This window comes from Actinoallomurus spadix (assembly GCF_024055725.1).
Taxonomy (GTDB): Bacteria; Actinomycetota; Actinomycetes; order Streptosporangiales; family Streptosporangiaceae; genus Actinoallomurus; species Actinoallomurus spadix.
In genome coordinates this window covers 109887-136839 of sequence record NZ_JAMXMX010000012.1, presented here as the reverse complement: position 1 = coordinate 136839, position 26953 = coordinate 109887, and the positions used below count along the sequence as shown (strand labels likewise).

Annotated in this window: 25 protein-coding genes and 1 tRNA gene; 11 read left to right on the top strand and 15 right to left on the bottom strand. The window is 73.5% G+C overall.

The features are described from left to right. The first annotated feature begins 1 nt into the window (after position 1). A complete protein-coding gene (locus NE235_RS19770; protein WP_252805022.1) occupies positions 2-1243 on the top strand; it encodes a hypothetical protein in 1242 nt (413 codons plus the stop codon). A gap of 150 nt (positions 1244-1393) precedes the next feature. Here the strand turns inward: NE235_RS19770 and NE235_RS19765 are convergent, their stop codons facing one another. From NE235_RS19765 to NE235_RS19745, 5 genes are all read right to left on the bottom strand, one after another. Beyond that, positions 1394-2905 carry an alpha/beta hydrolase domain-containing protein gene (locus NE235_RS19765; RefSeq protein WP_252805021.1) on the bottom strand — a complete coding sequence of 504 codons (1512 nt, stop codon included), beginning with the start codon at positions 2903-2905 and terminating at the stop codon, positions 1394-1396. Between the two features lie 72 nt (positions 2906-2977). Continuing rightward, positions 2978-3166 carry a hypothetical protein gene (locus NE235_RS19760; protein WP_252805020.1) on the bottom strand — a complete coding sequence of 63 codons (189 nt, stop codon included), beginning with the start codon at positions 3164-3166 and terminating at the stop codon, positions 2978-2980. Further along, positions 3153-3248: transfer RNA gene (locus NE235_RS19755), tRNA-Sec, on the bottom strand. The genes NE235_RS19760 and NE235_RS19755 overlap by 14 nt, the downstream gene beginning before the upstream one ends. A gap of 14 nt (positions 3249-3262) precedes the next feature. Further along, positions 3263-3967, bottom strand: a complete 705-nt coding sequence (locus NE235_RS19750; RefSeq protein WP_252805019.1) for a YidC/Oxa1 family membrane protein insertase — start codon at positions 3965-3967, stop codon at positions 3263-3265. 127 nt (positions 3968-4094) lie between these two features. Continuing rightward, positions 4095-4361, bottom strand: coding sequence for a DUF6412 domain-containing protein (locus tag NE235_RS19745; protein WP_252805018.1), 267 nt, complete (start codon positions 4359-4361; stop codon positions 4095-4097). A gap of 108 nt (positions 4362-4469) precedes the next feature. Here NE235_RS19745 and selD point away from each other — a divergent pair, with 108 nt between their 5' ends. The 3 genes from selD (at position 4470) to NE235_RS19730 (ending at position 7112) form a co-directional block, all read left to right on the top strand. Continuing rightward, entirely contained in the window at positions 4470-5480 is a 1011-nt protein-coding gene (gene selD, locus NE235_RS19740; RefSeq protein ID WP_252805017.1) for a selenide, water dikinase SelD, read from the top strand. A 69-nt stretch (positions 5481-5549) separates the two neighbouring features. Further along, positions 5550-6191 (top strand): trimeric intracellular cation channel family protein, encoded by a 642-nt coding sequence (locus NE235_RS19735; protein ID WP_252805016.1) that lies wholly within the window; start codon positions 5550-5552, stop codon positions 6189-6191. Positions 6192-6341: 150 nt separating this feature from the next. Beyond that, positions 6342-7112 (top strand): LppU/SCO3897 family protein, encoded by a 771-nt coding sequence (locus tag NE235_RS19730; protein WP_252805015.1) that lies wholly within the window; start codon positions 6342-6344, stop codon positions 7110-7112. A gap of 56 nt (positions 7113-7168) precedes the next feature. Here NE235_RS19730 and nrfD read toward each other — a convergent pair whose 3' ends face one another. The 3 genes from nrfD to fdh all read right to left on the bottom strand — a co-directional run bounded on the left by nrfD (position 7169) and on the right by fdh (position 12236). Then, positions 7169-8077 carry an NrfD/PsrC family molybdoenzyme membrane anchor subunit gene (gene nrfD / locus NE235_RS19725; protein ID WP_252805014.1) on the bottom strand — a complete coding sequence of 303 codons (909 nt, stop codon included), beginning with the start codon at positions 8075-8077 and terminating at the stop codon, positions 7169-7171. 83 nt (positions 8078-8160) lie between these two features. Next, the gene (locus tag NE235_RS19720; protein ID WP_252805013.1) at positions 8161-8997 is read right to left on the bottom strand and encodes a 4Fe-4S dicluster domain-containing protein; all 837 of its coding nucleotides are present in this window, start codon (positions 8995-8997) and stop codon (positions 8161-8163) included. 5 nt (positions 8998-9002) lie between these two features. Further along, a complete protein-coding gene (gene fdh, locus NE235_RS19715) occupies positions 9003-12236 on the bottom strand; it encodes a formate dehydrogenase (RefSeq protein WP_252805012.1) in 3234 nt (1077 codons plus the stop codon). Between the two features lie 153 nt (positions 12237-12389). Between fdh and fdhD the strand changes: the two genes are divergently transcribed. Together fdhD and NE235_RS19705 are read left to right on the top strand one after the other, a co-directional pair. Further along, a complete protein-coding gene (gene fdhD, locus NE235_RS19710) occupies positions 12390-13199 on the top strand; it encodes a formate dehydrogenase accessory sulfurtransferase FdhD (RefSeq protein ID WP_252805011.1) in 810 nt (269 codons plus the stop codon). Between the two features lie 22 nt (positions 13200-13221). Beyond that, positions 13222-14115: an alpha/beta fold hydrolase gene (locus tag NE235_RS19705; RefSeq protein ID WP_252805010.1), complete on the top strand. Its 894-nt coding sequence runs from the start codon at positions 13222-13224 to the stop codon at positions 14113-14115. On the opposite strand, the gene yczR is transcribed toward NE235_RS19705, so the two are convergent. After that, complete coding sequence (gene yczR / locus NE235_RS19700; RefSeq protein ID WP_252805009.1) at positions 14112-15530, bottom strand: MocR-like transcription factor YczR; 1419 nt, start codon at positions 15528-15530, stop codon at positions 14112-14114. The two genes, NE235_RS19705 and yczR, sit on opposite strands and share 4 nt — an antisense overlap. A gap of 130 nt (positions 15531-15660) precedes the next feature. On the opposite strand from yczR, the gene yczE reads away from it, so the two are divergent. Beyond that, entirely contained in the window at positions 15661-16326 is a 666-nt protein-coding gene (gene yczE, locus NE235_RS19695) for a membrane protein YczE (RefSeq protein WP_289848880.1), read from the top strand. A gap of 51 nt (positions 16327-16377) precedes the next feature. Here yczE and NE235_RS19690 read toward each other — a convergent pair whose 3' ends face one another. After that, positions 16378-17922, bottom strand: a complete 1545-nt coding sequence (locus tag NE235_RS19690) for an MFS transporter (RefSeq protein WP_252805008.1) — start codon at positions 17920-17922, stop codon at positions 16378-16380. A 150-nt stretch (positions 17923-18072) separates the two neighbouring features. Here NE235_RS19690 and NE235_RS19685 point away from each other — a divergent pair, with 150 nt between their 5' ends. Further along, positions 18073-19875 (top strand): glycoside hydrolase family 15 protein, encoded by a 1803-nt coding sequence (locus NE235_RS19685; protein ID WP_252805007.1) that lies wholly within the window; start codon positions 18073-18075, stop codon positions 19873-19875. Between the two features lie 50 nt (positions 19876-19925). On the opposite strand, the gene NE235_RS19680 is transcribed toward NE235_RS19685, so the two are convergent. Both NE235_RS19680 and NE235_RS19675 read right to left on the bottom strand, forming a co-directional pair. After that, complete coding sequence (locus tag NE235_RS19680; RefSeq protein ID WP_252805005.1) at positions 19926-20789, bottom strand: hypothetical protein; 864 nt, start codon at positions 20787-20789, stop codon at positions 19926-19928. Beyond that, positions 20786-21742: a S66 peptidase family protein gene (locus NE235_RS19675; RefSeq protein ID WP_252805004.1), complete on the bottom strand. Its 957-nt coding sequence runs from the start codon at positions 21740-21742 to the stop codon at positions 20786-20788. The genes NE235_RS19680 and NE235_RS19675 overlap by 4 nt, the downstream gene beginning before the upstream one ends. Before the next feature lie 319 nt (positions 21743-22061). On the opposite strand from NE235_RS19675, the gene NE235_RS19670 reads away from it, so the two are divergent. From NE235_RS19670 to NE235_RS19660, 3 genes are all read left to right on the top strand, one after another. Then, positions 22062-22817, top strand: coding sequence for a glucose 1-dehydrogenase (locus NE235_RS19670; RefSeq protein WP_252805002.1), 756 nt, complete (start codon positions 22062-22064; stop codon positions 22815-22817). A 203-nt stretch (positions 22818-23020) separates the two neighbouring features. After that, positions 23021-24130 (top strand): glycoside hydrolase family 3 N-terminal domain-containing protein, encoded by a 1110-nt coding sequence (locus tag NE235_RS19665; RefSeq protein WP_252805000.1) that lies wholly within the window; start codon positions 23021-23023, stop codon positions 24128-24130. A gap of 168 nt (positions 24131-24298) precedes the next feature. Then, positions 24299-25201, top strand: coding sequence for a sulfotransferase family protein (locus NE235_RS19660; RefSeq protein ID WP_252804998.1), 903 nt, complete (start codon positions 24299-24301; stop codon positions 25199-25201). A gap of 296 nt (positions 25202-25497) precedes the next feature. Here the strand turns inward: NE235_RS19660 and NE235_RS19655 are convergent, their stop codons facing one another. The 3 genes from NE235_RS19655 to NE235_RS19645 form a co-directional block, all read right to left on the bottom strand. Next, positions 25498-25920, bottom strand: a complete 423-nt coding sequence (locus NE235_RS19655) for a hypothetical protein (RefSeq protein WP_252804996.1) — start codon at positions 25918-25920, stop codon at positions 25498-25500. A gap of 26 nt (positions 25921-25946) precedes the next feature. Beyond that, entirely contained in the window at positions 25947-26426 is a 480-nt protein-coding gene (locus tag NE235_RS19650) for a hypothetical protein (RefSeq protein ID WP_252804994.1), read from the bottom strand. Between the two features lie 175 nt (positions 26427-26601). Further along, positions 26602-26784, bottom strand: a complete 183-nt coding sequence (locus tag NE235_RS19645) for a hypothetical protein (protein WP_252804987.1) — start codon at positions 26782-26784, stop codon at positions 26602-26604. Between the last annotated feature and the right edge of the window lie 169 nt (positions 26785-26953).

Here is a 26953-nt window from a genome sequence, read left to right as displayed (position 1 = left end):
GATGCGGATCATCATGGGGGCACAGGGCTGCGGTTTCGGCCCGGCGGCCGAGCTCGTCGCCGTCTCCCGGCTGCTGACCGGGCACGAACGGGTGTTCGTCGGCGACGGCGTGGCGGCCGCGTTCGCGCAACGGAACGCCGACGCCTTCGACGAGGTGCACGAGCGGCCGCCGGGAACCGCGTCCGCGTCCATCGACGACCTGGTCGGATCCGCCGACCTGGCCATCTCGGTCATGGAGGCCGACCTGGTCCTGCGGGCCGTCACCGCAGGTTGCCCCGCCGTCATGGTGGACAGCCTGTTCGGCTTCTGGTCGCTGCGGCGCCCCCTGGCCGCCGTCCACCGCCTGTGCGCCGGTCTGCCACGCTCGTCCTTCGCGGCGGCCACCCGGCGGCTGGCCGGCCTGTCCCCGCACGAACGCGTCGTCGCGGCCCATCTGCTCGCCGAGCACAGCGTCGTGCAGAACTTCCCCGGCGTTCCCGGACGCGCCGCCGAGATGGCCGCCCTCGGCCCCGGCCCCGAGATCCACGTGACCGGCTCGATCATCGACCTGGAGGGCGTACGGACGGTGCCGCGGGACGCCGATCCCGGATGCGACCTCCTCATTAACGCCGGCGGCTTCACGAACTTCCTGCTGGGCCTCGACGTGAACGACGACTATCTGCGGCTGCTGCACCGGTGGCTCCCGGACCTGCTGCGCGACTGGCCGCGGTTCACGCGGGTGCTGGTCTGCGGTGGGCCGTACGGTCCCGGACGAGAGCGGACGTTCTCGGTCGCGGGCCGTCGCGCCGACTGCCGTCTCCTGCCGCAGCGCGAGCTGCTTCGCCGCGCGGCGGCCGTCCCCGACTACCTGCTCGCTCCGGGCCTGACGGCTCTGCACGAGGCGGTGGCCCTCGGGCGGCTGCCCCTGGCGCTACCCGAACAGCACTACGCGCACGTCTACACCGTGCGGCGGCTGGCCGACACCCTCTTCGGCCGTTCCGCCGCCCGGTTCGCCGACGTTCTGCCGGATCACCCGGTGCCCGAGGACGACCTCGCCGGAACCGCGGCCCTCGTCCGGATCGCCGGCCGGATCCGCGAAGACGACGAGTTGTACCGGCGGTTCCGGAGGTCCGTCAACGAGCGGATCGAGCACCACCTCTCCCTCGGCCCGGCCGCGCGAGCCGAGGGCGTCCGGGAGCTGCGGGAGCTTCTCGGCGGCGACCCGGTCCCGTCGGTGCTCGCCAAGATCGTCCCTCCCGGGTGACGACGGCCGCTCCGGATGAAGCGCCGGCCCGGCCGACGACGCGGACCTACGGACGCGGACTCGCGAACGCGGACCCGGACCGCGGCTGCCCGTGCGGTCCCGCCCCGGACGGTGCCGGGGGCGGAACCGGACGGGCCGCACGGCGCCGGTTCAGCCGCCGATGGCGGAATTCTGCGCGGCGGTGACGATCGTGGTGGCGTCCTCCGGCAGGAGGTACCCGGCGGTCACGGAGGCCTGCGCGGCCGCCCGCACCTTGCCCACGTAGTCCTCGTGCGTCGGATAGAGCCGGCTGAGCACCGGCTCGGTGGTCAGCGGAGCAGCCGGGTCGGACGGGTCACCGGCATCATGCCGGTCCCAGGGGTCGGCGTCGCCGTTCCACGGATCGCGGGCGCCGTACAGGCCGCAGAAGACGCCGCTGCCGCTGGTGTCCCGCAGCCCGGTGAGCGTGCGGGTCGGCACCGCGACGTCGGGCAGCCGGATCCCGCCGGTGGCCAGGCCGGTGCTCGGGTCACGCGCGTCGGTGTTCAGCACCGGCCCGCCCGGCGGCCGGGGCCCGCCCTGCGCCCAGCCGGTCAGGTGGCGCAACGCGGCGTTCATCGCGTAGTGGCCAGGCCCGTCGTTGTACGGGGCCGACCCCGCCGCGCAGCCGGGCTGGGGCGCGGCGGAGCCCGCCGACTTCTGCACCGTCGGATCGCCGAGGTCGTACGCCCACTGGTCGCCGTGCGAGGTACCGGCCAGCTCCCAGTGCACGACGCGGTTCGTGTCCGGCTGCCGGGCTGCGGACGCGAGCGGGACGTCGGTCTCGGTGAGCACCACGAAGGTCGGCACCGACAGGTCGGTCCGGATCCGGGACGGGTTCGGCACCAGCAGCATGTCGGCGGCGTTTCCGGTGATGGGCGCGGCGACGGCGCCGTTACTGTGGATCATGAAGCCGTCGTAGACCCCCGCCACCGGCTGCACGGCGTCGACGTACGTCGTCATGAACCCGGCCGACTGCGACTCGCCGTCGGCGAGCAGCGTCCTGACGCGCAGGCCGCCGAGCGGGTCGGGCCCGTCCGGGGCGCGCAGCGCCTGCCCGGCCTGGGAGAAGATGTCGTACGCGAAGGCGTCGCCGGGATGGAAGAGGGTGCCGTACCTCGCCGGGTCCCAGCCCTTGAGACCGTGGATCTGCCCGAGGCCGCCGTTCACGCCGACCGCCTGTGCCGAGACGCCGACCCAGGCGTAGCCATGGCGCAGCAGTTCGTCGCGTGCGAACCAGTAGTCCGGGGAGAGGTCGAGCTGGCCGCTGACGTTGAGCCACTCGACCACGACGGTGCCGTTGAACTTCGCCGGGTCGGTCGGCCGGCGGACGAGGATCCGCGTCCGGTACGGCGCGCGGAGGGACGGACGAACGCCCCATCGGCCGTCCGAGGTCCAGATCCCGGACGGCGCGTAGGCCGTGGCGGTGCCCGTGATGAAGTACTCGCTCTCGGTGTAACCGAACGAGCCGAGGTCCTCCGCCGCGGCGAGGAACGGGAAGCCGTGGCCGCCGCCGGGCGGCACCGTGATGGCCGGGCGGCCCGTGGCCCGGGCGGGCGGGGCGGCGAGGAAGACGGCGCAGAGCATCGCTGCCAGCACCGCGGCGACCGACCGCCGCCGCGGGAACCGAACGAGTGGGCGCACGGGATGCCTCCTGGGGAACAGGGGTCGGGAAGCACAGTGTCCGCCGCCCGCCACGGCCGGGAATCGGGGAAATCACCGGTCTTCGAACGGCACCTCGTCCACTGCCTGGAGCGGACCGGCCTGCCGGAGGACGCCATCCTCGAGGACGTGCGGCTCACTCCCGCCGTCCTGGTTCGGGTCGTGGAGCACGTAGACGTGCCGCACGTCCCGGTCGAGGGCCTCCCGTGTCAGCGCGACAGGGAACCGGTGGCGGAGGCGCACGGGAATCGAACCCGCCGACGACGCCGAGCGCCGTCCAATGGTTTTGAAGACCATGAGGGCCACCAGGCACCCTCCCGCCTCCGCCGCAGAGCCTACTCAGCCCGAGGCGCCCCCGCGCCACAGGAGGGCGCGTTCGGCGGTGCTCCACGCGGTCGATGTCAGCAGGTACAGGCCGGCCGCCAGGGGGACGTACGCGGCGATCGCGACGGTGCCGAACGGCAGCAGGCGCATCACCCGGCCGGCCGGCCCGGCCGGGATCGCCTGACCGGTGTGCATCCGGCGTGACGCCCACCAGGCCACCGCCGCCAGCAGGACGAACAGGGCGAGGAAGACGAGGCCGTGCGGGCCGAAGGCGCCGGCGGACGTGAGCCACCGGCTCCCCAGCGGCACGCCGAAGAGGGTGTCGGCGAGCAGCAGGTTGGCGTGGCCGCCGACGGCCGGGGACAGGAACAGCCGGTAGACGACGGCGAAGACCGGCATCTGCACCAGGGCGGGGCCGATGCCGGCGAACGCCGACGTGCCCTCGGCACGGTACAGCGCGGTCACCTCCTGCTGAGCGCGGAGCGGGTCGTCGCGATGACGCTCGCGCAGCGCGCCGACCTGCGGGGCGAGCCGGCGGCGGGCACGGTCGGCGGCGGCCTGGCGGCGGGTGAGCGGGTGGGGGGCGAGGCGGACCCCGGCGGTGAAGACGACGATGGCCAGGGCCGCGCTGAGGTCCCCGGTGAGCGGATGCAGGGCGGACGCGAGTCCGGTGACGAGGTCGTACGCCACGCGTACGGGACCGTCGAGAACGGCGAGCATGAGGAAGGACGACCCTTCGGTGGTCGGTCGGCAGGGACGGCGAACGGCCGCACCCGGCCGATCCCGCGTCGGCCGCGCCGGGAGACGCGGGGCGGTGATCGGAAGGCGGTGCGGCGAACAGGCGTCCCTACGGGGCCCGCACGCGAGGGCGGCCGGGCGCGCCGGGGTCGCGGAGGCGGATGAGCGCCGAACGGCCCGCGCGGTCACGCAGGGCGGCGGCGCGGACGGGCGGGCCCGCGGTGAGGGCGACCGGGAGGCGGAGGGCGACCAGGACGATGAGTCCCGTGACGGCCAGGGCCGCCGCCGCGACGAAGAGGACGGACGAGGCCGGCGCGTCAGTGAGATCCCACCATGCGATCAGCGCCGCGACGAAGGCGGCGAGCAGCCGGGCCATGTCCTACCAGACGCGCCCGCCGCCGGTCCGGTTCCCATGGCGGACGGCGAATACCGGCGAAGCGCCGGGAACGGCGGGCCGGCTCCCGCCCGCGATAGGTTCGCCGGTATGGGGAGCAGCAGCGGAGCACTCGGGTCGGCCTACCGCCTGACGCAGTTCGCGCACGGCGGCGGATGCGCCTGCAAGATCCCGCCCGGGGAGTTGGAGGAGATCGTCGCCGGGCTGATCGACACCGACCGCCCGGACGACCTGCTGATCGGCCTGGACGACGGTGACGACGCCGCGGTGGTGCGGATCGAGGGCGACCGGGCCGTGGTGGCCACCGCCGACTTCTTCACCCCGGTGGTCGACGACCCGTACGACTGGGGCAGGATCGCGGCGACGAACGCGCTGTCGGACGTGTACGCCGTCGGCGGCACCCCGGTCGTCGCGGTCAACCTTCTCGGGTGGCCACGGGACACGCTGCCGATGGAACCGGCCCGCGACGTGCTGCGCGGCGGTCTCGACGTCGCGCGCGCGGCCGGCTGCCACGTCGCGGGCGGGCACAGCGTGGACGATCCAGAGCCGAAGTACGGCATGGCGGTCACGGGGCTGGCCGATCCCGGACGGCTGCTGCGCCTGGACGCCGGGCGGCCCGGCGTCCCATTGTCCCTCACCAAGCCGCTCGGCGTCGGAGTGCTGAACACGCGGCACAAGGCGACGGGAGAGGTCTTCGCGCAGGCCGTCGCGGCGATGACGACGCTGAACGCCGAGGCGTCCCGCGCGGCGCTGGAGCGCGGACACCGCTGCGCGACCGACGTCACCGGGTTCGGGCTCCTGGGGCATCTGTACAAGATGGCGCGGGCGAGCGGCGTCACCGCGGTGGTGGACGCCGCGGCCGTCCCCTATCTCGACGGCGCGCGCGACGCGGTACGCGAGGGGTACGTGTCGGGGGGCACCCGCCGCAACCTCGCGTGGGTGACGCCGCACGCGGACTTCGGCCGGGTGTCGGAGGAGGACCGGCTGCTGCTCGCGGACGCCCAGACGTCCGGGGGGCTGCTCGTCGCCGGTGAGGTGCCGGGCGCGCCCGTGGTGGGCGAGCTCGTCCCCCGCGAGGCCACCGCCCTGATCGTCCGGTGACACGCCCGTGGGTCACGGCCGCGCCACCCCCCGTGACCGGCGCGACCTCGGACACGGCATGATCCGACTGTGAGCTCCGTCCACGCGACCGAAGTCGAGTACGTCATCGACCTGGCCGGGATCTTCGTGTTCGCGGTCACCGGCGCGCTCGTCGCCGTGCGCAAGCGCTTCGACGTGGTCGGGATGGCGGTGCTCGCGGAGATCACCGCGCTGGGCGGAGGGGTGCTGCGCGACCTCGTCATCGGGGCCGTCCCCCCGGCGGCGTTCCGGGACGTGGGTTATACGGCGGTGCCGATCGTGGCGACGGCGCTGACCGCCGTCTGGCATCCGCACCTGGAGCGCATCCGCCGCACGGTGCTCGTGCTCGACGCCGCCGGGCTGGGGCTGTTCAGCGTGGCCGGCGCGATGAAGGCGCTGACGTTCGGACTGGGGGCGCCGGCCGCCGCGGCGCTGGGCGTGACGACGGCGATCGGCGGCGGCATCCTGCGGGACGTGCTGGCGCGGGAGGTGCCGAGCGTCCTCCACGACCGGCAGCTGTACATCATTCCCGCCCTGCTGGGCGCGGGGACCGCCACGGCCGCGTCCCTGCTCGGGGCGCGCGGATACGCCGTCACCCTGGTCACCGCCGCGCTGGCGTTCGGGGTCCGCCTGCTGGCGCTCCGGCTGCGGTGGCGGATGCCACGCGCCCGGGGGTTCGAGGACCACGCGTGATCCGGTACTGTCCGCCTGCGGTCAGGAACGGATCAGCGGGATCCGGGACCCGGAACCTAACGTCTTAGGTAAAGGCCGGTTTGCATACCGGCGCGCAGACTAGTTGGCTAGTACAGCTTCGTGGGGTAATGCAACGAGGGGCGGTCGTCCGTGCACGAATCACCTGAGGGCTACGGCCAGGGGCCGTACTCCAACCCACCGCAGGGGCAGGGCGGCTACCCTCCGCAGCAGCCGTACCCCGGCCAGGGTTATCCGGGGCAGCAGCAGCCCTACCCCGGTCAGGGAGGGCAGCAGCCCTACTACCCGAACGACCCGTACGGGGGCGGCGGTCAGCAGCCTCCGCCCAACGACCCGTACGGCGGCGGTCAGCAGCCCCCGCCGAGTGGCCCGTGGGGTGGCGGCGGGGGGTTCGGCCCGTCGGAGCCGTCCGGTCCGGGCGGGTGGGGTCCGCCGCCGGGGCCGCCGCGCAAGAACAACGGCCCGCTGATCGTGGTGGCGATCGTCGCGGCGCTGGTCGTGCTCGGGGGCGGTGGCGCGATCGCGTGGGCGCTGAGCAGTGACGACAGCTCGAAGAAGCCGATCTCGCTGCCCACGCCGTCCTACTCCACCAGCGTGCCGGCCCCGACGACCAGCGGCTATCCCACGGTCGAGCCGAGCCCGACCGACACTCCCTCGTCCTCGTCGCCTCTGGACGCGGCGGCGGCGGCCGAGCCGGGCGACTGCGTGCGCAACGCCGGCACGAACTCGGCTCCGCACCTGGAGAAGACGACGTGCCACTCGGGGGTGTACAAGGTGCTGAAGAAGTACTCCGGCACCTCCGACTGGAACAAGTGCAAGGACGTGCCCGGCGCCACGGCGCGATACCGCCGGAAGAACGACATCACCCTCCTGAGCTTCGTGCTCTGCATGAAGAGGGTCTGAGCGGACGGACGAGGAGGCCCGCGGCGGAGAGACGAGGAGACTCCGCGGCGGGCGGATCAGGCCACGGTGCGGCGTTCGCGCTGTGGCACGACCGTGTACTTCGGGCCCTCCGCCGAGGCGTGCCCGGCGTAGAGGACCGCGAAGCGGGTGCACAGCGCGCCTCCGGTGAGCGCGAGGCCGGCGACGACGCCGGCCGCCCGGCTCCGGCTCGCCGCGACGGCGCCGATCGCCCCCGCGACGGTCAGCGCCCGCCCGGCGCGCAGGAGGGCTCCCGCGCGTCCGGTCCGGTAGGGCTCGGCGATGAGCTCCGGGTGTTCGTGCAGGCCGACGCCGCGTTCGAGGGCTCCGGCGGCGGCCAGTTCCAGGCCCGCACCGAGCAGCGCCATCCGGCGGGCGGGCCCGGCCTCGCCACGGGGCGTGGCGATCATGCCGGCCGCTCCGCCGCTCGCCAGGGAGCTGCCCGCGAACAGCAACGGCAGGTGCCGGTACGCCTCATGCCAGGCGGGCACGGCCGTGTCGGCCAGCAGGACGCCCGTGTAGGTCGCGACGAGGGGACCGGTCACCGCGGCGGCCGCGCCGGCCGCCCGGCCCAGGCCGGGCGCGATCCCGGTGACGGCGGAGGCCGCGGCCGCCATCGTGAACCCGCCCTGCCCGGCGAGGATCCACGAGCCGACGCTCATCGGCGAGGTCGGCTTGAACACGCGCAGCATGTTGAGGAACCGCTCGGGACGCCCGAGTTCGGCGACGAGCAGGCCGGCGCCCGCCGTGCCGGCCGCCGCCGCCGTGATCCTGCCGGTCAGCGCCAGCCGCGGCCGTCCGGTGGCGTCGGCCAGCGCCGCCATCGTGGAGGAGGCGCCCGACAATCCGCCCAGGTAGAGGTAGCCGGGCATGTGCGGGGCCTTCCAGCGCGGCTTCTTCAGGATGGGGCGGCCGTAGTAGGAGCGGAACTCCGCGCGCGGGACCATGCGCTCCTCGCGGCCCCCGCCTCCGCCTCCCCCGCGTCGTTCTTCTCGTCGCCCGGCGCTGCGATCGCCTCGATCCGGCCGCATCAGCGCCTCCCCAGGAACGACAGGGCCACTCCCCCGGCCAGGGCCAGGGCCGCGCCGCCGGCCCACTTCCACATGGCCGGCAGGTCGCGGGTGGTGACGACCGGGTCCGGCGGCAGGCCGTACACCTCGGGCTCGTCGAGCAGCAGGAAGAACGCGCCGGCGCCGCCGACGCCGTCTCCGTCGTCCTCGCCGTACAGGCGGGCCTCCGTCACGCCCTCCTCGTGCAGCGCGTCCAGGCGGGTCCTGGCCCGCTCCCGTAGTTCGTCGAGCGGGCCGTACTGGATGGAGTCGGTCGGGCAGGCCTTGGCACAGGCGGGTTCGAGGCCGTCGCCGATCCGGTCGTAGCAGAGCGTGCACTTCCACGCCCGCCCGTCGTCCTCGCGGCGGTCGATGACGCCGTACGGGCAGGCGGACACGCAGTACGCGCAGCCGTTGCAGACGTCGGACTGGACGACGACGGTGGCGAACTCGGTGCGGATGAGCGCGCCGGTGGGGCATACGTCGAGGCAGGCGGCGTGCGTGCAGTGCTTGCACACGTCGGACGCCATGAGCCAGCGGGTGTCAGAGCCGTCACCGACCTGACGCGGCCGGGTCTGCTCGACGAACGCCACGTGCCGCCACGTGCTCGCGCCGAGCGCGCCGGTGTTGTCGTAGGACATGCCGGTCAGCGCGAACCCGTCGTCGGGGACGGCGTTCCACTCCTTGCAGGCGACCTCGCAGGCCTTGCAGCCGATGCAGACCGACGTGTCGGTGAAGAACCCGCGGCGCTCGGGCGCGTCGGTGTAGCCGGCGTCCTCCGCGACGTCCGGGAGGGGGCCGTACAGGCTGTTGCTCATTCGGTTCAGTCCTCCGGGATCCCGGCCATGCGGCGGTAGCGCCGCACGAGGGCGCGCAGGGCCGGCCCCTGCGGGCGGCGTCCGGGGCGGATGTCGCAGGTCGCCGCCTTGCTCTCCTGGATGTGGGTGTTGGCGTCCAGCACGATCGGCAGCAGGTCGTTGACGGAGTCGCCGCGGACGGCGCCGGCCGAACCCCAGTGGTACGGCAGCCCGATCTGGTGGATGACCCGGCCCTGGATCCGCAGCGGCCGGACCCGGTCGGTGACGAGGACGCGGGCCTCGATGGCGGTGCGCGCGGAGATGACGGTCGCCCAGTCGCCGTGGACGAGGCCCCGCTCGGCGGCCAGCTCCGGCGACACCTCGCAGAACATCTCGGGTTGCAGCTCCGACAGGTAGGGCAGGAACCGGCTCATGCCGCCCGCCGTGTGGTGTTCGGTCAGCCGGTACGTCGTGAAGACGTACGGGTAGACGTCGCTCCCGACGGGGCCGTAGCGGTTGCCGGGTCGCTGGAAGGTCTGCCGGACCGGGTTGCCCTGCTGCTTGTACAGCAGGTTCGGCACGGGGGACTCGTGCGGTTCGTAGTGGGCGGGCAGCGGCCCGTCGACCAGGCCGCGCGGCACGAACAGCCAGGCCTTCCCGTCGGTCTGCATGATGAACGGGTCGGTCCCGGCGAGGGCGGCCTCGGCCGTCGCGTCCGGCGGCGGTTCGTACGACGGCGGCTTGGTCTTCTCGAAATCGGGGACGTCGTGGCCGGTCCACTGCTCGCCGTCCCACCAGACGTACGCCTTGCGCTCGCTCCACGGGCGGCCCTGCGGGTCGGCGGAGGCGCGGTTGTAGAGGATGCGGCGGTTCGACGGCCAGGCCCAGCCCCACTCGGGCGCGACCCAGGACTGCTCCGAACCGGGCTTGCGGCGGGCGGTCTGGTTGACGCCGTCGGTGTAGCAGCCGGAGTAGATCCAGCAGCCGCAGGACGTCGAGCCGTCGTCCTTGAGGGCGGTGAAGCCGGACAGGACGGTCCCGTCGGCGTCGTAGCCGTTGATCTCGCGCAGCACCGCCTCCGCGGACGGGTCGTGGTACGGCCCCTCCTCGGGGTAGTCCCACGTCAGGTCCAGGACGGGCCGGTCGACGGGATCGGCCGAGCCGGCCAGCCGTTCCCGGATCCGCAGGCCCAGGTGGTAGATGAACCAGAGGTCGCTGCGGGCGTCGTCCGGCGGCTCGATGGCCTTGTGGTGCCACTGCAGCAGCCGCTGGGTGTTGGTGAACGTCCCGTCCTTCTCCACGTGGGAGGCCGCGGGCAGGAAGAACACCTCGGTGCCGATCCCCTCGGGGGTCAGCTCACCGGTCTCGATCTCCGGGGAGTTCTTCCAGAACGTCGCGCTCTCGATGAGCTGCAGGTCCCGTACGACGAGCCAGTCGAGCGCGGCCAGGCCGAGGCGCTGCAGCCGGCCGGACGCCGAGCCCACCGCGGGGTTCTCGCCCAGCAGGAAGTAGCCCTTGACCTTGCCGTCGATCTGGTCGAGGACGGTGGTGTACGTGCCGTGGTCCCCGGTGAGGCGCGGCAGGTAGTCGAAGCAGAAGTCGTTCTCCTCGGTCGCCGCGTCACCCCACCACGCCTTGAGGAGGCTGACCATGAAGGACCGCTTGCGTCCCCAGAAGCCGGTGTCGCCGGCGGCGCGTTCGAGGTAGGTGTCGAGGTCCTCGTGGTGGTGGGCGTACGGCATCGGCAGGTAGCCGGGCAGCAGGTTGAACAGCGTCGGGATGTCGGTGGAGCCCTGGATGCTCGCGTGCCCGCGCAGCGCGAGGATGCCACCGCCGGGCCGCCCGATGTTGCCGAGCAGGAGCTGCAGGATCGACGCGGTGCGGATGTACTGCGCGCCGACGGTGTGCTGCGTCCAGCCCACGCTGTAGACCCACGCGGTGGTGCGGTCGCGCCCGGAGTTCGCCACGACCGCGTCGGCGAGCTCGGCGAAGTCCTCCGGCGCGATGCCGCAGACCTGCTCGACCAGCTCCGGGGTGTAGCGCGCGAAGTGCCGCTTCAGCACCTGGTAGACGCAGCGCGGGTGCCGCAGCGTCTCGTCGCGCTCGTCGGCGTGGCCGGTCTGCGACGAGGTGGCCTCGTACGTCGCGCCCGGCCCGTGCTCCTGCCGGATCGGGCCCGGCGGCCGGCCGGTGCCCTTGTCCGGGTCGTCGCCCTTCTGCTGCTCGTCGCGCGCCCCGGCGGCCGGCGCCTCCTGCTCTCCTCCGGCGTACGCCCAGGTCTCCGGGTCGTACGACGAGCTCTCGGCGTCGTAGCCGGAGAACAGCCCGTCGAGGTCCTCGGTGTCCTGGAAGTCCTCGCTCAGGATGACCGAGGCGTTGGTGTAGCGCAGGACGTACTCACGGAAGTCGTGCCCGCCGCTCAGCACATGGTTGATCAGCGCGCCGAGCAGGACGATGTCACTGCCCGCACGGATCGGCAGGTGCCGGTGTGCCATCGCGCTCGTACGGGTGAAGCGCGGGTCGATGTGGAAGATCCGCGCCCCGCGCGCCTTCGCCTCCATCACCCACTGGAACCCGACCGGATGGCACTCGGCCATGTTCGAGCCCTGGATGACGATGCAGTCGGAGTTCGCGAGGTCCTGCTGGAACGTCGTCGCGCCGCCGCGCCCGAAACTGGTCCCCAGACCGGGGACGGTGGCGGAGTGTCAAATACGGGCCTGGTTCTCGATCTGGATCGCGCCGAGGGCGGTCCAGAGCTTCTTGATGAGGTAGTTCTCCTCGTTGTCGAGGGTGGCGCCGCCGAGGCTCGCGAAGCCCATCGTGCGGCGCACCGGCTTGTCCTCGAAGGTGTCCTGCCAGCCCTCGCGGCGGGCCGCGAGAACCCGGTCGGCGATCATGTCCATCGCCTCGTCGAGGTCGAGCGGCTCCCACTCGGTGGCGTACGGCCGGCGGTACAGGACCCTCGTCTGCCGGGTCGGCGAGGTGACGAGCTGCTTGCTGGCGGAGCCCTTGGGGCAGAGCCTGCCCCGGGAGATCGGGGAGTTCGGGTCGCCCTCGATCTGGACGACCTTCTCGCCTGAGACGTAGACCTTCTGCCCGCAGCCGACCGCGCAGTAGGGGCAGACGGAATCGACCACCCGGTCGGCGCTCTCGGTCCGCGCCCGCAGGGCGTCCGTGCGCGAGGTCCGGGCGGCCCGGCCGCGCCCGAGCGGGTCGGTGCCCGTGAGCTGCCGGATCACCGGCCAGGAATCGATGCCCACGGCTGCGCTCCGCCCCCTCTCGGTTCCGGCCTCGTCCTCCACTTCCCTTTCCGCGCTCTTTATAACACCATGGCCCACGGTTTTCTCAGGCGACGCGTCGGGCCCGCCCGATCGTTCGGAACGTTTTACCGGGGTCCCGGGTACGGTCGGATCATGGGCCGAGTGACCGTACGACGGCGGATCGCGCACATCGACGAACGGGGACGCCGGGTGAGGCCGGACACGCTCGTCGTCGAGGAGCCCCTCGAGATCCGCCTGGACGGGCGCCCGCTGTCGGTCACCATGCGGACGCCCGGGAACGACTTCGATCTGGTGACCGGATTCCTGTACGCCGAGGGCGTCATCCGGGCACCGGAGGACGTCGCCGCGATGCGCTACTGCGCCGACACCGACACGTTCAACGTCGTCGACGTCGCCCTCGCCGCGGGCGTGGACCCGCCGGAGGTCTCGGTGGAGCGTTCCTTCTACACGACGAGCGCCTGCGGCGTGTGCGGGAAGACGAGCATCGACGCGCTCCGGCAGCGGGCACGCCATGACATCCGGTCGGACGCGACCGTCCTCGACCCGGAGGTCCTGGCCGCCCTGCCGGACACGCTGCGGGAGGCGCAGCGGGTCTTCGAGCGGACCGGCGGGCTGCACGCGGCCGGGCTCTTCGACGCGGGCGGCGCGCTGGTCACGCTCCGCGAGGACGTCGGACGGCACAACGCGGTCGACAAGGTGATCGGCTGGGCGCTGAAGGACGGGCGGCTCCCGCTCACCGGGCACGTGCTGCTGGTCAGCGGCCGCGCGTCGTTCGAGCTGACCCAGAAGGCGATGCTCGCGGGCATCCCGGCGCTGGCGGCGGTGTCCGCGCCGTCCTCGCTCGCGGCCGACCTCGCCGAGGAGGCCGGCATGACCCTCGTCGGCTTCCTGCGCGGGCGGTCGATGAACGTCTACACGGGGGCCGAGCGGATCAAGGACTGACGCCGGCCCTACCGTGGGCGTCATGTCCGACGACACGCGCACCCGCCGGGTTCACGGCGACGGAGTCGAACTGGCGGTGTACGAGCGCGGCTCCGGGCCGACCGTGCTGCTCGTGCACGGCTACCCGGACACCCACGCCGTGTGGGACGCGGTCGCCGCGCGGCTGGCGGAGCGCTTCCACGTCGTGGCGTACGACGTGCGGGGCGCCGGCGCGTCCTCGCGCCCGCCGGGGCGCGCGGCGTACGGCTTCGAGCACCTGATGGCCGACCTGCGTGCCGTGCTCGACGCCGTCTCCCCCGGCGCGCCCGCGCACCTGGTCGGGCACGACTGGGGGTCGATCCAGTGCTGGGAGGCCGTCCGGGCCATGCCCGGCCGGTTCGCCTCCTTCACCTCCATCTCGGGGCCCTGCCTGGACCACGCCTCGCACTGGTTCCGGACGCGCCCGCGACGGCTCTCCGGAGTCCCGGCCGTCGCCCGGCAGCTGCTGCGGTCCTGGTACCTCGCGGCGTTCCAGGTCCCGGTGGTGCCGGAACTCGTCTGGCGGCGAGGGCTGGCCGCCCGGTGGAGCCGCCTCCTGGAGCGGGCCGAAGGCGTGCCGCGCGGCGGCGGGCACCCCGCGCCCACCCTTCTCCAGGATGCCGTGGCCGGGCTGAACCTCTACCGGGCGAACATGCTCGGCCGGAGCCGTACCGCCCGCCGGGCCGGCGTCCCCCTCCGGGTGACCGTGCCGACGCAGGTGATCGTGCCGACCCGCGACGCGTACGCGACGCCGGCGCTGGTGGCCGAGGCGCCCCGCCCGTTCACCGAGCACCTGCGCGTACGGCCCGTCGCCGCGTCGCACTGGGGGCTCCTGACCCGGCCGGAGGAGTTCGCCGGGCTCATCGCGGACCACATCGACCAGGTGCCGAGGACTTAGACGAAGGCCATCGGGGGCCGCGGCGCGCGGGCGGCCTCCCGGGAGGCCGCGGCGAGCCGGGAGACGGCGTCGCGCAGCACCTCCGGCGGGAGCACGTAGGGCACGCGGAGGTGGTCGTCCAGGACACCGTCCACGCCGAAGGCCGTGCCGGGCACGACGTGCAGGCCGTACCGGGCCGCGGTGGCCGCGAGCGCGGTGCTCGACGTCCCCTGCAGCCGGACCCACAGCGACAGGCCCCCGGGCGGGAGGGTGAACGTCCAGCCGGGGCACTCGCGGCGCAGGGCCTCGACGAGGACCGCGCGGCGCTCTCGCAGCATCGCGCGCCGCTCGCCGGTCACCGCGCCCATGCGGCCGAGCAGCCGGGCCACGATGAGCTGCTCGAACACCGGGCTGGCCAGGTCGACCGCCTCGCGGACCTCGGCCAGCCTCCGGACGAGCGCCTGCGTGCCCCGGATCCAGCCGATGCGCAGACCGCCCCACAACACCTTCGACGCCGACCCGATGGTGATCACACGTCCGTCGGTGTCGTGGGCGGCGAGGGGACGCGGCCGGGTGACGTCGTCCACGGCGAGTTCGGTGAAGGTCTCGTCGCCGATGACGTACGTGCCGGTGGCGCGCGCGGCGGCGACCAGCGCGGCGCGCACCTCGTCGTCCATCAGCAGGCCGGTGGGATTCTGGAAGTCCGGGATGAGGTACGCGAGGCGGGCGGCGGACTGGCGCAGGCCGCTCGTGATGAGTTCGGCGTCCCAGCCGGCGTTGACCCCCGCGGGCACCAGGCGGGCTCCCGCCCGGCGCAGCGCGTCGAGGGCGTGCGGGTACGTCGGCGACTCGACGAGCACGGGATCGCCCGGATGGACGAGCGCCTGGAGGACCAGCCACAGCCCGTGCTGCGCCCCGGTCGTGATGAGAATCTGCTCGGGCAGCGTCGGCACACCGCGCGCGCCGTAGCGCGCGGCGACGGCCTCGCGCAGCGCCCACAGACCGAGCGGCTCGTAGCCGGGCCCGCAGGCGTACGCCGGGAGGTCGGCCACGGCGGCGGCGACGTCGTCCTCGAAGCCCCGGGGGGCGGGCGGCGCGACGCGGGCCAGGTCGATGAGCGAGCGGTCCCCTGCGGGCTCGTGACGGGCCGCCTTCGGGCTGCCGGCCGGCAGCGCGGTCCAGCTGCCCGCTCCCTGGCGGCTCTCGACGTACCCCTCGGCGCGCAGGGCGTCGTACGCGGCGGTCACCGTGGTCCGGCTCACCCCCAGCGCGGCCGCGAGGTCGCGTTCGGCGGGCAGCCGCGTGCGCAGGGGAAGACGGCCGTCGAGGACGAGGCTCCGCAGGTCCCGGGCCAGCACCGCGTACAGGGGCCTGCCCTCCGGGGTGCCGCCGAGCAACCGGGCGAGGCTCGCGGCGTTGATCATCCGGGAGGTCATATGGCCACTTTTCCTGATTGGCCATTAAGTCGCAAGCCACTTCATGGGTGAATGATCCGCGGAGAGACCGGCGCGGGCATCGATCAGCCGCCATCCGGCCTCAGGAGTCACGCAGGAGCGGAGGAGACCGTTGATCGCCCGCCGATTGGCCCAGTTGTACGTTGGATTGGCCCTCTATGGGCTTGGGATCGCCCTCCAGGTGGCCTCAAGGCTCGGCAACGACCCGTGGGACGTCCTCCACCAGGGACTCGCCCGCCAGACCGGCCTGTCGATCGGCACCTGGATCATCATCGCGGCCGTCGCCGTGATGGCTCTGTGGATCCCGCTCCGCCAGCGGCCCGGCATCGGGACGATCAGCAACGCGCTCCTCGTCGGCGCGTTCGCCGACCTCTTCCTCTGGGCGCTCCCCCACCCCCATACGGTCGCCGTGCAGTGGGGCTACCTCGTCGCGGCGATCCTCGTCGGCGGGTTCGCCACCGGGTGCTACATCGGGGCCGGGCTGGGGCCGGGCCCCCGCGACGGTCTGACCACCGGCCTGGCCGCCCGCGGTCACTCGATCCGCGTCGTCCGCACCGGCATCGAGCTGACGGTGCTCGCCGCGGGCTGGCTGCTGGGCGGCACCGTCGGCCTCGGCACGCTCCTCTACGCGGTCACGATCGGCCCGCTGACCCACGTCTTCATCCCGAGGCTGGAGATCAAGACGGCGCCGCGCGCGGAGACGCCCGGGCGGCCGGACGACCAGGAGGGAGCCCTCCCCGTCCCGGCGGTGCCCGCCGAATGCGGCGACGCCGCCTGACCGGGCTCAGGCCGTCCCCGCTCAGGCCATCCCCGCTCAAGCCGTCCCCGCTCAGGCCGTCCCCGCTCCGGCGGGCCCCGGGCCGGTCGGCCCCGCGCCAGGGTCGAGCCGCCGGCCGACCTGCTCGGTGACCCGGCGCGCCGCCGACAGCGGCGTCGCGACGTCCTCCAGCGACGCCCGCTCGGCCTTGACCCCGTAGACCGCCTCCACCACCCCGGCGACGAGCATGATCCCCGCCGCGATCAGGTAGGCGATGAACAGCCGGCCGGGGTCCGGGTGGCCCTTGTCGCCGATCAGCGCGCCGAAGATCGTCGGGCCGAGGGCGCCGAACACCTGGGCGACCGCGAAGAAGAGCGCGATCGCCTGGGCGCGCAGCTCCAGCGGGAAGATCTCGCTGACGGTCAGGTAGCCGGAGCTCGCCGCCGCCGACGCGACGAAGAAGATCACCGACCACAGGATCGTCTGGGTCAGGGCGGACAGCTCGCCGAGCTTGAACAGGTAGCCGCTGACCGCCAGCAACGTGCCGGAGAACAGGTACGTCCCGGCGATCATGCGCTTGCGGCCGACCGTGTCGAACAGCGGCCCCAGCACCAGCGGCCCGAGCAGGTTCCCGGCCGCGAAGGCGAAGAAGTACTTCGGCACGTCGTGGTCGGCCACCCCGTAGAAGTGGCTGAGCACCAGGCCGTACGTGAAGAAGATCGCGTTGTAGAGGAACGACTGGCTGATCATCAGCGTGGCACCGAGCAGCGACCGCGACGGGTACTCCCGGAACAGCGTGCGCCCGACGGTCAGGAACGACACGGACTTGTGCGGGTGGACGTCGAGGTACCGGCTCTCGTCCACGGGCGGCAGCCGGTGGCCCGTCGCCGCCACCTCGCGCTCGATCCGCGCGACCGTCTCCTCCGCCTCTTCGGCGCGCCCGTGCATGAGCTGCCAGCGGGGGCTCTCCGGCAGCGTCCTGCGCAGTGTCCAGATCCCGACGCCGATCACCGGTCCGATGAAGAAGCCGATCCGCCAGCCGAGGTTCTGGGGCAGCAGCTGCGGGTTCAGCAGGACGTACTCCCCCAGGGACGCGAGGATCGCGCCGAACCAGTACGTGCCGCTGACGGCCAGGTCCACCCGCCCCCGGTACCGCGCGGGGATCAGCTCGTCGATCGCCGAGTGGATCGCGGCGTACTCCCCGCCGATCCCCATCCCCGCGATGAACCGGAACAGCAGGAAGATGCCGTAGTTGAACGACAGGGCGGTGAGGGCGTTCGCGGCCAGGTACAGCCCGAGCGTGGCGATGAACAGCTTGCGGCGGCCGAGCCTGTCGGACAGCCGGCCGAAGATCAGCGCGCCCGCCACCTCACCGAGCAGGTAGACCGTCGCGGCGAACCCGACGGCCCGGGAACTCAGCCCGAGCGTGCCGTGATGCTGCAGGACCGGCCCGACAATGCTCGCGATCTGGATCTCCAGCCCGTCCAGCACCCAGGCGACGCCGAGCGCGACGATCATCCGGGTGTGGAACCGCGACCAGGGCAGCCGGTCGATCCGGGCGGGTACCAGGCTGCGGACGACGCCCGGCGGGGCCGCCGCGTCACCGGTCTCGTGCATGTCATCTCCTTGGTCCGCGCACCGCCGCGAGGAACGGGGGAGACGTAACCGGCCGATCAGGCGATAAACAACCACGTGGTACCGGCCTTGTGGTCCCGCCGGGCCCGTGCCGCGCTACGGTACGACGGGGATCCGCGACATGAGGGGACGATGGTGCCCGGACGCATCGAGGATTACGCGCTCATCGGCGACCTGTTCAGCTGCGCGCTCGTCGGCCTGGACGGCTCCATCGACTGGCTGTGCCTGCCCCGGTTCGACTCCCCCGCCTGCTTCGCCGGCCTGCTCGGGACGCCCGACAACGGCCGCTGGCAGATCGCGCCCGTCTCCGGCGGCCGGGCGACGCGCCGCCGCTACCGCGGCGACACGCTGATCCTGGAGACCGAGTGGGACACCCCGGACGGCACCGTCCGGGTCATCGACTTCATGCCCGAGCGCGGCGACGCGGCCGACGTCGTCCGCATCATCGAGGGCGTGTCCGGCCGGGTGCCCATGCGCCTCGATCTGCGGCTCCGGTTCGACTACGGGCGGGTCGTCCCCTGGATGCGCCGCATCGGCGACCACCTCACCGCCACCGCCGGGCCCGACTCGGTGTGGCTGCGCAGCCCGATCGAGCTGGAGGGCCGCGACTTCGCGCACCGCGCGACGTTCGTGGTGTGCGAGGGCGACTCGCTGCCGTTCGTCTGCACCTGGCACCCCTCCCACCTGCCCACGCCGCGTGACGTCGACCCGTACGACGCGCTCGACGGCACGGAGCGCTTCTGGACCGGCTGGGCCCGGCAGTGCACCTACGACGGCCGGTACCGCGACGCGGTCGTCCGCTCGCTGGCCACGCTGAAGGCGATGACGTACGAGCCCACCGGCGGCATCGTCGCCGCCGCGACCACCTCGCTGCCCGAGGACGTCGGCGGCGTGCGCAACTGGGACTACCGCTTCTGCTGGCTGCGCGACGCGACGATGACCCTGGAGGCCCTGCTGCGCAGCGGCTACCGCGACGAGGCCAAGGCCTGGCGGGCCTGGCTGATGCGCGCCGTGGCCGGCACCCCTCAGGACCTGCAGATCATGTACGGCGTCGCGGGCGAGCGCCGGCTCGCGGAGTACGAACTGCCCTGGCTGCCCGGGTATGAGGACTCCCGGCCGGTCCGCGTCGGCAACTCCGCGTCCACGCAGCTGCAACTCGACGTCTTCGGCGAGGTCGCCGACTCGCTGTACCTCGCGCTGAACACCGGCATCCAGCCCGAGCGGCACGCCTGGTCGCTGCAGCGCGCGCTGACCGAGTTCCTCGAGGGGCACTGGAACGACCCGGACGAGGGGCTCTGGGAGGTCCGCGGTCCCCGGCGGCACTTCGTGCACTCGAAGGTCATGACGTGGGTGGCGGTCGACCGCGCCGTCCGCATGATCGAGACGTTCGACCGGCAGGGCCCGCTCGACAAGTGGCGGGCGCTGCGCGACGAGATCCACCGCGAGGTGTGCGCCAAGGGGTTCGACTCCGACCGGGGCACGTTCACCCAGTCGTACGGTTCCAAGGAGCTCGACGCCGCCCTGCTGCTCATCCCCCGCGTCGGCTTCCTGCCTCCCGACGACCCGCGCGTCGTCGGCACGGTCGAGGCGATCCAGCGGGAGCTCACCGTCGACGGCTTCGTCCAGCGGTACGAGACCGGCGAGCAGGACCAGGGGGTCGACGGGCTGCCCGGCCGTGAGGGCGCGTTCCTGGCCTGCAGCTTCTGGCTGGCCGGGGCGCTGCGGCAGATCGGCCGGGCCGGCGAGGCCCGCGAGCTGTTCGAGCGGCTGCTGGACCTGCGCAACGACGTCGGCCTGCTGGCCGAGGAGTACGACCCGCGGCTGCGCCGTCAGGTCGGCAACTTCCCGCAGGCGTTCAGCCACGTGCCGCTCGTCCTCACCGCCTACGACCTCGACGGCCACGACGGCGTCCGCCGCGCCCGCGCTGCCTCCTGACCTCCGGCCGCCCGTGTCGGAACGTGGATCGGGCCGGGACGGCGGCCGGGTCAGGGCAGGCTGTCGAGGAACCGCGTGAAGTCGGCGGGCAGCACGAGGCGGCCGCCGATCATGCGGGTCTCCAGGAGGGTGAGCGTGCCGTTCCGGCTCCAGAACAGCTCCGGCGTGAGCGAGCCGGGGCCCTCGTCGTAGGCGTTCCTGGCGAAGGCGTGCAGGCGCTCGGCCGTGATCAGCGCGGTGTTCTTGCGGATGGCGCAGGCGGCGATCGCGCTCCGGGTGGGGGCGACGGCCAGCGCGCCGTACGGCCCGGGGTCGAGGTAGGCGTCCAGCCAGAGCAGATGCGTCGCGGCGTAGAACGTCTGCCCCTCCAGGACGCGGATGCCGGTGTCGTCGATGACGTCGCACTCCAGCGGGCCGTCGGCGCGCACGCCCTCACGGCCGACCGCGAACAGCTCGTCGGCCGTCACCGGCCACGTCATGGCGTCGTCGGTGACGATCGTGCGCACGGTCGTGGGGGTGTCGGCGACGATCGCCTCGATGAGCCCGGGCGCGAACGGCCGGCAGATGAGGCGGCCCGTGCGGGCCTCGGCCGGATAGACGCGGGCCCGCAGCAGCCCGCGCACCAGCGGGAAGTCGCGCAGGTCGAGCGGCTCCTCGATCGCGGTGATGATCGTGCCGACGTGGTCGGCGACCAGCGCGGGCCAGTCGTCGCGCGGCACCTGGCGAGCGAGCTGGCGCAGGTTGCGCATGCCGATGTGGAGGCGCTGCGGGCCGTCCAGGAGCATCGCGTCGTTCTGGACGGGGCGGCAGCCGTAGCCGTGGCTCTCGGCGACCAGCACGACGAGCGAGTCGAGGGCACGGTCGTCACCGCCGGCCGGGGCGGGCCGGTGGTCCCGGCGTTCGAAGGTCGTCATGGTGTCTCCCCCGCGAAGGCGCCCGGGAGCCCGGACCGCCACCCCCGGGCGTCCGGCACGCCCGGGTGAAGTACGAGCGCGCCCGCGTCGAGCAGGACCGGAGCGCCCAGCCGGATGGTCAGCTGCCGGGGGCCGTGCCCGACGGGCACCCCCGCGAGGATCGGCACGCCGAGCGGGACCAGGCGGTCGGCGAACACCGCGTCGAGGTCACCGCAGCCGGTCCAGGTCCCGAGCACGATCCCGGCGACACCGTCGAACCAGCCCGCCTGGCGGAGCTGGGTGAGCATGCGGTCGACGCGGTAAGGCGCCTCGCCGACGTCCTCGAGGAACGCGATGCGGCCGGTGGCCGGCTCCGGGGCGTACGGCGTGGCCAGCAGGGAGGTCAGGAGTGAGAGGTTCCCCCCGGTCAGGGGGGCGGTCGCGTGACCTCCGCGCAGCGCGTGCGTGCCGGCGACCGGAGCACCCCGGCCGCAGAGCGCGGCCCGCAGGTGGTCGAGCGCCTCCGGCTCGCCGTCGGCGATGAGGGAGGCGACCATCGGCCCGAACGAGGTGGTCACCCCGAGCCGCCGGCCGAACGCCACGTGCAGGGCGGTGATGTCGCTGGATCCGTGCAGCGGCTTCGGCGTCGCGCGGCCGAGCGCGGCCCAGTCGAGGTGGTCGAGGACCCGCGCGGCGCCGTATCCGCCACGAGCGCACAGGACGGCCGCGATCTCCGGGTCGCACCAGGCCGCCTGCAGGTCGGCCGCGCGGTCGGCGTCGGCGCCGGCGAGGTGGGGCAGCCCGGGAGCGACGTCGAGGACGTGCCGCCCGAACGTCACCTCGAGGCCGAGGCTCCGCAGCACCGTGGCGCCGCGATCGAGGCGGCCGGAATCGACCGGACCGCTGGGGGCGACGACGGCGACTCGATCCCCGGCGCGCAGCGACGATGGCTGACCGCCCCCGGGGTCGCGCATCCGCCCCTCCTTGTTATGTGCTGCGTCAGAGCATGGCACCAACAACCCCCGCAGCGGAAGAGGTCGGGTGTCGCGCGACCGAGCCCGCGTTGTCAGCTCACCCCTGACACTCTGCGGTCAGAACGTCCCCGATCGGCTCGCGGATCACGCGGCAAGGCGATCATACGGTGTTCGCCGTCTTCCTAACGATTCGGAACCCGCCGGTCACTCCCCGGCGGGCCCGGTCCGAGAGGGCCGGGGCCAGGCGGTGCCGCCGGCCTCCTTCCGGGCCGCTGACCTGCTCGGCCGGGGGGATGTGCCGGTGATGCATCATCGGGGAATGCGATTCTCAGGACGTTCGGTGGTGGTGACCGGCGGCGGCGCCGGGATCGGTCGGGCGATCGCCCTGCGCTTCGGCGCGGAGGGCGCGCGGGTCGTCGTCGCCGACGTGGACGCCGCGAGCGCCGGGCGCACGGCCGGCGAGGTCCCCGGCGCTCTCCCGGTCGCCGTCGACGTCACCGACCGGGAGAGCGTACGGGCGGCGCTGGCGGACCTGTCCGTCGACGTCCTGGTCAACAACGCGGGCGGCGCGACCGACGCCGCGTTCGAGACGCTGCCCGAGGACGCCTGGGACCGTGACGTGAACCTGTGCCTGAAGGGAACGTTCCTGTGCACCCAGGCCGTCCTGCCGGCGATGCTGCGGCGGGGCGGCGGCGCCATCGTCAACGTCGCCTCGGTCAACGGGATCACCCATCTCGGGAACGAGGCCTACAGCGCGGCCAAGGCGGGTGTCCTCAGCCTCACCCGCAGCGTCGCGGCGCGCTACGGCCCGGCCGGGATCCGCTGCAACGCGGTCGCGCCGGGCACGATCCGCACGAACGCCTGGGACGAGCGTGAACGCCACAGCCCGGGCGTCCTCGACCGTGTCGCCGGCTGGTATCCGCTGCGCCGGGTCGGCACTCCGGACGACGTCGCCGCCGCCGTGCTCTTCCTCGCCTCGGACGAGGCCGCGTGGATCAGCGGCGCGACGCTGCCCGTGGACGGCGGGCTGCTGGCGGGCAACCAGTGGATGACCGACGACATCATGGGCGGGTGAGCCGGCCCGGTCGTCTCCACCGGCCCGGTCGTCTTCACCGACATGGTCGTTTCGACCGGCCCGGTCGTCTTCACCGGCCCCGGTCCGGTCCTCGGCGCGGCGGCGTTCCACAATCGGAGGAGGAGCCCGCGGGCGGGCGGGCGGCGGACGGCCGCACGACCGCCCGCCCGAACGGGGAGGCGAGCCTCCGACGGGGGGACCTGATGGGATACCGGAGCCTGCCACCGACCCGGCGGGAGGCCATCCGCGCCGGCCTGACCATCGCGGCGCTCGCGCCGGTGCCCGCCGCCGTGCTGCGCTCACCGGCCGGCCTGACGCCAGAACAGCAGGCCGGGCAGCGCGTGATCTTCTCCTACTCCGGGACGGCCGTGCCGCCCGCGCTGCTGGCGCAGATCAAGGCCGGTACCACGGCGGGCGTGATCTTCTTCGCGGACAACGTCTCCGGCCTGGACCAGATCGCCGCGGTGACGCGGCGGCTGGAGGCCGCGCGGAGAGAGGGGCCCGTGACGGCTCCGCTGCTGCTGATGACCGATCAGGAGGGCGGCCGCGTCCGGCGGCTGCCGGGCGGTCCGGACGAGTCGCAGAAGGAGATCGGTCAGGCGCCCGATCCCGTCGGGGCGGCGGCCCGGGCCGGCACCGAGGCCGGGCGGCTGCTCGCGGGCGCCGGGCTGAACGTCAACCTCGCGCCGGTCCTGGACGTCCATCGGGCGGAGGGCGACTTCGCCGACCGGCTGAGGCGCTCGTACAGCACGGATCCGGCCGTGTGCGGCCGGCTGGGCGCCGCGTTCGTCACGGCGCAGCAGCGGGCCGGGGTCGCGGCGACCGTCAAGCACTTCCCCGGGCTGGGCGCGGCCGGACGGGATGAGAACACCGACCTTCGCCCGGTGACGCTGCACGTCTCACGTTCGGCGCTGCGGAGCGTCGACGAGCCGCCGTACGTCCCGGCGATCGCGGCCGGGGTCCGGCTCGTGATGCCGTCCTGGGCCGTCTATCCGGCGCTGGATCCGGCGCGGCCGGCGGGCCTGTCCCCGGTCGTGTTCGAGGACCTCCGCGGCCGCCTCGGCTTCCGGGGCGTGACCGTGAGCGACGCGATCAACGCGGGAGGGCTGGAGGGGTTCGGCACGTATCCGGAGCGGGCCGTCGCGGCCGCGCGGGCCGGGATGGACCTCATCCTCGTCTGCTCTCAACGGGTGAGCGACGGGCAGGCGGTGGTCTCCGGTCTCGCCGAGGCCCTGCGGACCGGGCGGCTGGACCGGCGTGGCTTCGACGCGGCGCGGGCCCGGGTCGCGAACCTGCGCCGCGGCTCCGGTTGAAACTCCGTGTTTCGGACACGCTCCTACGGCAAGATTCGGGTTCCTGGCATTACCATCCGATGTGTCCGTCAACCGGTCGTGGGCACGGCCGACGCATCCGGAGAGAGGCCCCATGAGCGGCGATCAGGGCGATGTCGACCTGACCGGGATGGCAGACTGATGGGACCCATGCGCACGACGTCCCCCCACATCCTGGTGGTCAACGGCACCAAGGTCCGCCGCCCGGTCTTCATCCTGGGCGCGCCCCACTCGGGGACGGACCTCCTCGCCCGCGTTCTCAGACGCTCGGCCGCGTTCCACATCACGATGGGGCGCCCCGGCGTCGTCCGCACGGTGTACGCCTTCGCCCGGCGTCCCTCGATCGCCACGGAGCGCGGCCAGGGCGCGGCCCGGGTCCTGCGCGACGCGTACGCCCACACCTGGCAGGTCACGCGCGAGGGCTGCGGCGAGTGCCCGGCGGACTGCCGCGAGCTGGGCCGGATCGGAGCCGACGGCACGTGCGCGGACCCGCGCGGCGTCCAGCGCTTCGCCGACGCGACCCCGGACCTGATCTACAGCACCGACGTGATCCTCGACGCCTTCCCGGACGCGCAGCTCATCCAGATCATCCGGGACGGCCGGGACGCCGTGGCCGGGATGCTCACCGACGAGCGCTGCCTGGCGTGGTTCCGGCCCGGGTTCGCCAACCTCGACGAGGTCTTCCCGAATCCCTTCTTCGGGGTCGAGGACGTCACCGAGCGCGCCCGCTGGCCACAGGCGGGGGTCGCGGTCAAGTGCGCGCTGCGCTGGCGGGGGTCGATCCGGCTCAGCGCCCGGCTCCGGGCGCAGACGCCCGAGGAGCAGCTGCTCACGATCCGCTACGAGGAGCTCGTCGCCCGGCCCCGCGAGGTCGTGTCCGCGCTGTCGGACTACCTCGGCCAGCGGCTACCCCGCACCGCGCTATACGGCATCCACGACGGAGGCGTCGGCCGGTGGCAGGAGGATCTGACGCCCAAGCAGGTGACCCAGGTGGAGAAGATCGCCGGAGCCGAGCTCGGCCGTCTCGGCTACCGGCTCAGCGATCGGGTATAGCCCGCGCCGGACTCCCGCGTTCGGCGTAGCGCCAGCCGATCGCCAGTCCGGCCGCACCGCACCCGACCAGGAGCGCCGTGATCCGCCGCATCCCGCGCCTGTTCCTCACCATCGCACTCACTCCGCAATGACGATCCGCCGCTCGTCCCACTCTGGCCCGAGCGCGCGACGGCGGCGTTGCGATGAGGATGCGCTCAGGTGAAACCCGCCGATCCGCGGCGTGCGTCCGGCCCCGGGAAGGCACCGCGCGGGCCGGGCGTTCGGGAACCTCGGCCCCGGAACGCCCGACGCGCGTCTCAGTCCTCGTCCTCCCCGTCGTCCCCGTCGCCTCCGTCCCCGTCGCCGGGATCGCTCCCGCTCAGGAACGCCTCGTGCGTGCGGTCGATGTCGTCTCCGGAGCCGCGCACGCAGCGCACGACGACGCCGTGGCCGGGCTCGTGGCTGGTGGCGCATCCGTTGGGGACGCGCACCGGCGGCCGCCGTTCCCCGCGAGCGGGCGCCGGCGCCGGGACGGGAGTGGCCCTCGCCCTGAGCGCCGCCATCCAGCGCCGGTGGTGCCGCCCCTCGCGCGTCAGCTCGTGCTGGGCGAGACCGGCGTGGACGGTCTGGTGGTGGGAGACGTTCACGTCCCGGTCCACCGGCTCGATTCTCTGACGGCAGCCGGTCGCCGCCACCGCGGCTCCTAAGACCGCGCCCACCATGACGATCGAACGTCTCATCTCGTCTCCCCCGATTCGCGTCCCGCTCAGGGACTGAAGTAATGCTGCATCCGGGTGATCCGGCCCCGGCCGTCGAACCACAGCTCGAACATGTGCGCCCGGTCCAGCAAGGGGTGGAGCCGCGTCTGCAGCCTGACCATCAGCGCGTGGAACTCCTCCGGTGTGAGCCGGATCCCGCGCACCCAGTCGGTGATGCCGTCGTTGGCGATCGGGGCGGACGCCCGGATCACCGCACCGGGCGCCAGCCGCAGCGGGACATAGCGCCCCACATCCGCCGGGCGGACCGTCTCCGGTCCTCCGGGCTGGACCTTGCGCGCCGGCGCGAACAGCACGGTGTCCGCCTTCGGACCGGCCATGACGAGCCCGAAGACGCGGGACCGGCCGGCGTACGCCGCGCCCGGGGCGCCCGTGTCCGGGGCCGCCGACGGGACGTCGGGTCCGGGCGGGTCGGTCCGCTCGTCGGTACGCGCGCCGGTGAGCAGCAGTGCTCCCGCGCAGGCGATCAACGCGACGACGGTAACCCAGGGTACTCGCCTGGTATACGCAACGCTCACGCGGTGGATCTACCCGGCTCCTCACCAGGTCATTCCTCTGCGCTGACCGAGCAACGGCAAGTCGCCACAAATAGCAAAAGGTCCATTGCGCCCGATTCAGCCACCACGAAGTCGCGGGCATCGGAGGTCACGGGCGGTCGGGGTCCTGCTCCGCGGCGGGGTTCTCGGGGTCCCGCCCTCGGGCGTGGGACGCCGGGCGTTCGAGTCCCTCGGCGACGAGCCGGCCGACCTCCCGGACCAGCTCGCTGCTCGGCCAGATCTCACGCGGCGGCGGAATGTGGGTACGGGCGCGGTCACCCGGCGTCGCCATCGACCGTTCCCTTCCTTCGTGGACGGATGATGTGTCCGTCTACCCGCGAACGGCCGTAGTACGCGGAACCGGACAGAGGACCGGCGCGGCCTGGACGGTCGCGGTGCAGGTGATGCCGCACCTCCCTGCCCATCATCGGCCCGCCCTGCTCCGGCAGGACCCGCGGCCG

Excerpts from the sequence above, each read along its gene's own strand:
- NE235_RS19770 (WP_252805022.1), top strand. The coding sequence starts at position 2 with ATGCGGATCATCATGGGGGCACAGGGCTGCGGTTTCGGCCCGGCGGCC.
- NE235_RS19750 (WP_252805019.1), bottom strand. The coding sequence starts at position 3,967 with ATGCTCGCCGTTCTCGACGGTCCCGTACGCGTGGCGTACGACCTCGTC.
- NE235_RS19745 (WP_252805018.1), bottom strand. The coding sequence starts at position 4,361 with ATGGCCCGGCTGCTCGCCGCCTTCGTCGCGGCGCTGATCGCATGGTGG.
- selD (WP_252805017.1), top strand. The coding sequence starts at position 4,470 with ATGGGGAGCAGCAGCGGAGCACTCGGGTCGGCCTACCGCCTGACGCAG.
- nrfD (WP_252805014.1), bottom strand. The coding sequence starts at position 8,077 with ATGGTCCCGCGCGCGGAGTTCCGCTCCTACTACGGCCGCCCCATCCTG.
- NE235_RS19720 (WP_252805013.1), bottom strand. The coding sequence starts at position 8,997 with ATGAGCAACAGCCTGTACGGCCCCCTCCCGGACGTCGCGGAGGACGCC.
- fdhD (WP_252805011.1), top strand. The coding sequence starts at position 12,390 with ATGGGCCGAGTGACCGTACGACGGCGGATCGCGCACATCGACGAACGG.
- NE235_RS19705 (WP_252805010.1), top strand. The coding sequence starts at position 13,222 with ATGTCCGACGACACGCGCACCCGCCGGGTTCACGGCGACGGAGTCGAA.
- yczR (WP_252805009.1), bottom strand. The coding sequence starts at position 15,530 with ATGACCTCCCGGATGATCAACGCCGCGAGCCTCGCCCGGTTGCTCGGC.
- NE235_RS19690 (WP_252805008.1), bottom strand. The coding sequence starts at position 17,922 with ATGCACGAGACCGGTGACGCGGCGGCCCCGCCGGGCGTCGTCCGCAGC.
- NE235_RS19685 (WP_252805007.1), top strand. The coding sequence starts at position 18,073 with ATGGTGCCCGGACGCATCGAGGATTACGCGCTCATCGGCGACCTGTTC.
- NE235_RS19680 (WP_252805005.1), bottom strand. The coding sequence starts at position 20,789 with ATGACGACCTTCGAACGCCGGGACCACCGGCCCGCCCCGGCCGGCGGT.
- NE235_RS19675 (WP_252805004.1), bottom strand. The coding sequence starts at position 21,742 with ATGCGCGACCCCGGGGGCGGTCAGCCATCGTCGCTGCGCGCCGGGGAT.
- NE235_RS19670 (WP_252805002.1), top strand. The coding sequence starts at position 22,062 with ATGCGATTCTCAGGACGTTCGGTGGTGGTGACCGGCGGCGGCGCCGGG.
- NE235_RS19665 (WP_252805000.1), top strand. The coding sequence starts at position 23,021 with ATGGGATACCGGAGCCTGCCACCGACCCGGCGGGAGGCCATCCGCGCC.
- NE235_RS19660 (WP_252804998.1), top strand. The coding sequence starts at position 24,299 with ATGCGCACGACGTCCCCCCACATCCTGGTGGTCAACGGCACCAAGGTC.
- NE235_RS19655 (WP_252804996.1), bottom strand. The coding sequence starts at position 25,920 with ATGAGACGTTCGATCGTCATGGTGGGCGCGGTCTTAGGAGCCGCGGTG.
- NE235_RS19645 (WP_252804987.1), bottom strand. The coding sequence starts at position 26,784 with ATGGCGACGCCGGGTGACCGCGCCCGTACCCACATTCCGCCGCCGCGT.